The sequence below is a fragment of the Desulfobacterales bacterium genome (assembly GCA_021647905.1).
GTDB lineage: Bacteria > Desulfobacterota > Desulfobulbia > Desulfobulbales > BM004 > JAKITW01.
The window spans coordinates 1-5260 of sequence record JAKITW010000111.1 but is presented as its reverse complement, the minus strand read 5'-3'; the positions used below and the strand labels follow the sequence as shown (position 1 = coordinate 5260).

The 5260-nt window shown below is 58.8% G+C and carries 6 protein-coding genes and 1 tRNA gene; 5 read left to right on the top strand and 2 right to left on the bottom strand.

The window, feature by feature from the left end; translation table 11 throughout:
• Positions 1–202 precede the first annotated feature (202 nt).
• Together L3J03_12115 and L3J03_12110 are read right to left on the bottom strand one after the other, a co-directional pair.
• The gene (locus L3J03_12115) at positions 203–418 is read right to left on the bottom strand and encodes a zinc ribbon domain-containing protein (GenBank protein ID MCF6291725.1); all 216 of its coding nucleotides are present in this window, start codon (positions 416–418) and stop codon (positions 203–205) included.
• Positions 419–857: 439 nt separating this feature from the next.
• Positions 858–1538 (bottom strand): adenylate kinase, encoded by a 681-nt coding sequence (locus L3J03_12110; GenBank protein MCF6291724.1) that lies wholly within the window; start codon positions 1536–1538, stop codon positions 858–860.
• Positions 1539–1871: 333 nt separating this feature from the next.
• Here L3J03_12110 and L3J03_12105 point away from each other — a divergent pair, with 333 nt between their 5' ends.
• The 5 genes from L3J03_12105 to L3J03_12085 form a co-directional block, all read left to right on the top strand.
• Positions 1872–3203: a homoserine dehydrogenase gene (locus L3J03_12105; protein ID MCF6291723.1), complete on the top strand. Its 1332-nt coding sequence runs from the start codon at positions 1872–1874 to the stop codon at positions 3201–3203.
• 3 nt (positions 3204–3206) lie between these two features.
• Positions 3207–4421 (top strand): cofactor-independent phosphoglycerate mutase, encoded by a 1215-nt coding sequence (locus tag L3J03_12100; GenBank protein MCF6291722.1) that lies wholly within the window; start codon positions 3207–3209, stop codon positions 4419–4421.
• Between the two features lie 11 nt (positions 4422–4432).
• A complete protein-coding gene (locus tag L3J03_12095) occupies positions 4433–4885 on the top strand; it encodes an acyl-CoA thioesterase (GenBank protein MCF6291721.1) in 453 nt (150 codons plus the stop codon).
• Positions 4886–4923: 38 nt separating this feature from the next.
• A tRNA-Met gene (locus tag L3J03_12090) sits at positions 4924–5000 on the top strand.
• Between the two features lie 25 nt (positions 5001–5025).
• Positions 5026–5260, top strand: a 235-nt coding sequence (locus L3J03_12085; protein MCF6291720.1) for a hypothetical protein, incomplete at its 3' end; no start/stop codon positions are given.

Below are 5260 nucleotides of genomic sequence, written 5' to 3'. Positions count from 1 at the left end.
TCGCCCATTTTGGCCTGCTCGAATAGCACCAGTATGCTTCGCAGTCCCAAATGAACGAATCTAAGCCACTGGTGAACGCTTACGGGCATGAGATTACCATAAATCCGTACCCCCGGTGAACGGTTACTTATTTTAAATGATAACCCTGCGTCCTCTGCGTACTCCGCGGTAAATTCAGGCTTTTTGCGAGTTCCTCACTTCTTTAATGACAACTGGAGCAGTTTGAGCTGGTGCAGCCCCCACAGCCGGGGCCCGAACCCGGTCCGCCGGATCCGCCCGCGGTCCGATGGGCAAAGGTGGACATCTGCTTGGCCAGATCCTCGCTGCCGCAGGCAGGACAAACAGCCTTCCTGGTACCGATCATCAGGATCTCAAACTCCTTGCCGCACGCCCGGCAGATATAATCATAAAGCGGCATATTCTCTCCTTCGGGCAAATAAGCACAAGAAATCACTTCATAAAAAAAACACGCGCCAGGCCGGAAAAACCAGCCCAGGTACGCACGGCCATCCCCCAATATATCCCGGACCATGGGCCAGCGTCAAGGGAAAGCAAATCATGGTTCTTCTGGTGATCCCGTCCGGAAATCCGCAACCGGGAACCGGTCCCGCCGGTCACAACATCCCATGTAACTATTAAGGTGTAGCTGCAAAATCAGCCTGAATTAACCGCGGAGAGCGCAGAGGACGCAGGGTTAATTATTAAAATAATACGATTTCCTCCGCGGCCTCTGCATACTCTGCGGTAAAAATTTTAGTTTTTACGAATCCGCCAACTACAACATCCCATAAAAAAAGGAAGGAGGCACAAACTGCCTCCTTCCTCGTATCACCGGGATTATCCGGAATGTCTGCCAGCTAGGCCAGCTCTTTCATGATCGCCTCGGATACCTCCTGGATCGAGGGCAGGCCGTCAACCGAGATGAGTTTGGGGCCCTCCAGGCTCTTGAAGAAATTCACCGCGGCCATGGTGCCGGTGTTATCGTCATAGTAGATGTTGTGCCGCTTATCAATGGCCTCGTCATCCTGGTCGTCGGCCCGGGTGTTGAGTTCGCCGCCGCATACCCGGCAGACAATGGTGCCGTCTTCCTTCTCGGTCGGCTTGATGGCGTCAAAGGCGATGTGGTTGGGGTGGTTGTTGTCATTGACGCAGAGCCTGCGGCCGGTGATCCGCAGCTTGGCAATCTCGCGGGGCAGGACAATCTCGATCACATAATCCAGATTGATCCCGGCGGCGGCCAGGGCCTTGGCCAGGGTCTCGGCCTGAACCTTGTTGCGGGGAAAGCCGTCCAGCAGCCAGCCCTCCTTGCAGTCATCTTCCTTGAGGCGGTCAAGGATCATCGGGATGGTGATATCGTCCGGGACCAGGTCGCCGCGGTCGATGTACTCCTTGGCCTTCATCCCGAGTTCGGTGCCGCCGCCGATATTCTTGCGAAAGATCGCCCCTGACTCGATGTGGGCCACATTATATTTTTTCTGGATAATGGCGCCCTGGGTGCCCTTGCCACTGCCGTTGGGTCCAAAAATCAAGATGTTCATGAGCAACTCCTTTTTTGTTCTTGTTTACCTTATATTAACTAATGGCATTGAATGTTTGCTCTTTTTCACCATAGCAGGAATGAGGCCGCATTCATTTTATAATGGAGGCCACTATAAACCAAAAGGTCGGAGGATGCCAACAAAATATGGCCACAAGCGCCATCTCGCTCCCCAGGCTCCGGGTGGTGTTCCCCTTCGGCCGCGGCCGGTGAACGGTTACTATTTTTTGACAACAACGGGCAAAGAGGGTATTTCTGTGTAGCTTTCATACCAGCCGCCCGGCTTGACCCGGGTGAAAAAAATTTAACCACCCGCGCGGGAGCCTTGTAATTAATGAATACACCGGTAATTAACGTTGGATTAATAGGCTTCGGCACCGTGGGCAGCGGTCTGGCCCAGGTGCTGCACGAGCAGGCCGGACGGCTGCAACAACGGGTGGGCGCATCCATCCGCCTGACCCGGGTCGCCGACATCGCCACCAGGGAGCTTCCCGAACATATCGCCCGGGGTGGCCGGGTCCGGTTGACCAGTAATGCCGACGATCTCTTCAATGATCCGGAGATCCACATCGTGGTGGAACTGATCGGTGGAATCGAGCCGGCCAAGACCTTCATGCTCAAGGCCATTGCCAGCGGCAAGCATGTGGTCACCGCCAACAAGGCCCTGCTCTCCCAGCACGGCCTGGAGATCTTTGAAGCCGCGGCCGCGGCCAACGTGGAGGTCGGGTTCGAGGCCAGCGTCGGCGGCGGCATCCCGGTGATCAAATCGCTCAAGGAAGGGCTGGTGGCCAACCGGATCACCTCGATGATGGGGATCATGAACGGCACGGCCAACTATATCCTCACCCGGATGACCGATCACCGCACCCCATTTGCCGAGGTACTCAAGGAGGCCCAGGAAAAGGGCTTTGCCGAGGCCGATCCCACCTATGATGTGGAGGGGATCGATACGGCCCATAAACTGGCGATCCTGATGACCATGGCCTACGGCATGCCGGTGCGCCTGGATGATATCACCATCGAGGGGATCTCCCGGATCAAACCCATGGACATCGATTTTGCCAGGGAATTCGGCTACCGGATCAAGCTGCTGGCCATCAGCCGGAACCACGGCGACCATGTCGAGGCCCGGGTCCATCCGACATTGGTGCCGGAAAAGCACCTGCTGGCCAGTATCAACGGGGCCTACAACGCCTTCTACTTCACCGGCGACATGGTGGGCAACGTGCTGCTCTACGGCCTGGGCGCCGGAAAACTGCCCACTGGCAGCGCCGTGGCCGCCGATGTGGTGGATATTGCCCGGGACGTGCTGACCGGGGCGATCAACCGGGTGCCGAGCCTGGGGTACCGGCCCGACCGGATCTCCCCCCGCCGGATCACCCCGTTGAACGAGTTGCGCTGCCCCTATTATTTCCGGATGACCGCGGTGGACAAACCGGGCGTACTCTCCAGGATCTCCGGTGTTCTCGGCCGGCACGGGATCAGTATCCAGTCAGTGCTGCAGAAAGGAGAGCGCCGGCAGGAATCAGTGCCCCTGGTCATCCGCACCCACGCGGCCGCCGAGTCGGCGGTCCAGGCCGCCCTGGCTGAAATCGACCAACTGGATATCTGCACCGACCTGACCATGAAAATCCGTATCCTCACCGAGAATGACGAATCGGAATAACGCATGAAATACATAATTCTTGTCGGCGACGGCATGGGCGACCTGCCGCTTGCCGAGCTTGACGGCCGCACCCCGCTGCAGCAGGCGGCAACACCGGGGATGGATTACCTGACCGGCCACGGCGAACTCTATCGCCTCAAGACCATTCCCAACGGCTTTCCCCCGGGCAGCGACGTGGCCAACCTCTCCCTGCTCGGCTATCAGCCGGAGCAATGTTACACCGGCCGGGCCCCGCTGGAGGCGGCCAGCCTCAAGGTCAGCCTGGCTGACGATGAAATCGCCTGCCGCTGCAACCTGGTCACCCTGGATCTGGGCCATAACGGCCGGGTGGGGATGGTCGACTACAGCGCCGGTCATATCTCCACTGCAGAGGCCGCGGCCCTGATCAGCTCCCTGGACCGGGAACTGGGTTCGGACCGGATCCGCTTTTATCCCGGGGTCAGCTACCGGCACCTGCTGATCTACAAGGGCGATCTCAACGGACTGGTCACCGTACCGCCCCACGATTTTATCGGGCAGGATGTTACCGGGTACTGGCAACGGTACCGGAAGGTTGCGGATCTGGACGAGTTGCTGTCCAGGGCCGGCCCCCTGCTCGCCGGCCACGCGGTGAACCGGGCCCGGCGCCGGGCCGGCAAGGCGGAGGCAAACCAGATCTGGCTCTGGGGCGAAGGGAAATCGCCGGCCATGAAGACCATCACCGAGCAATACGGAATCCGCGGGGCCCTGATCTCGGCGGTGGACCTGCTCAAGGGAATCGGGATATACGGCGGCCTGGAGATCATCGAGGTTCCCGGGGCCACCGGCTACCTGGACACCAACTATGCGGGCAAGGCCCGGGCCGCCCTGGAGGCGTTGCAGGACAAGGACTTTGTCCTCGTCCATGTGGAGGCCCCGGACGAGGCCGGCCACCAGGGGTTGCTCGCTGAAAAGATCCAGGCCATTGAAGACTTTGACCGGAAGATCGTCCGGCCGATCTTTCAGGGTCTGCAAGACAGCGGCTCCGAGTTCCGGCTGGCCGTGGCCATGGACCACTTCACCCCGGTTTCGCTCAGGACCCATACTGATTCGCCCGTGCCGGTGGCCCTGTACGATTCACGCCGCGTCCACAACGACAGCGGTATCGGTTTCTGTGAAGAAAGTGCCGAGCGGGCCGGGACCCTTCTGGAGTCGGGCCGGGTATTCTTTGAAAAACTCCTGCAACGAACGGCCCGGTAATGAAGCTTGAGATGAGAGAGCCGGTGCATCGCAGCTTCTGCCGGGTTCTTTACGGTGACACCGACGCGGCCGGGGTGGTCTACTACGGCAATTACCTGCGCTATTTCGAGAGCGGCCGCAGCGAGTTCATGCGCGACCAGGTCTGTTCCTACCGGGAGATAGAGGAGCGGGGACTGGTGCTGCCGGTTATCGCCTGTCATGCCCGCTACAAGGCCCCGGCCCGTTACGACGACCTGTTGGCGATCGACACCTCCCTGACCGAGATCACCCGGGTCCGCTGCCGCTTTTCCTATCGGATCATCCGTACGGCCACCAGGCAACAGCCCGAACAATCCCTGGTCAAGGGGTATACCGAACACGCGGTAATCAACCGGCACGGCAAACTCACCAAGCTGCCGGCAGATATCTACCAACCCCTGCGGGAAATGCTGGAGCAGCCGGACAATCTTGCGGCGCCCCCTTGACAATCAGGAAAATTAGTGTAGTATGTCGTCTTTCGTGTCGCGGGGTGGAGCAGTCCGGTAGCTCGTCGGGCTCATAACCCGAAGGCCGCAGGTTCAAATCCTGCCCCCGCTACCAGAAATAACAAGGGTCTCAGCCGGAAATGGCTGAAACCCTTTTTTTTGGTTTTTTTCTGCTTGTTACGCCCGAAAAAAAAGAGGCAGGCCCATCACGGCCTGCCTCTTTTGGTGTAACAACAAATGAAAATGGTTGGTTATTTCTTCCGCTTTCTGCTCCGCATGCCGGCCAAGCCGACCAGGCCCGAGCCGAAAAGAAGAATGGTGGTCGGAATGGGAACCTGGGAGGGCTCGTATTCAACAATAAAATAGGTAACCCCT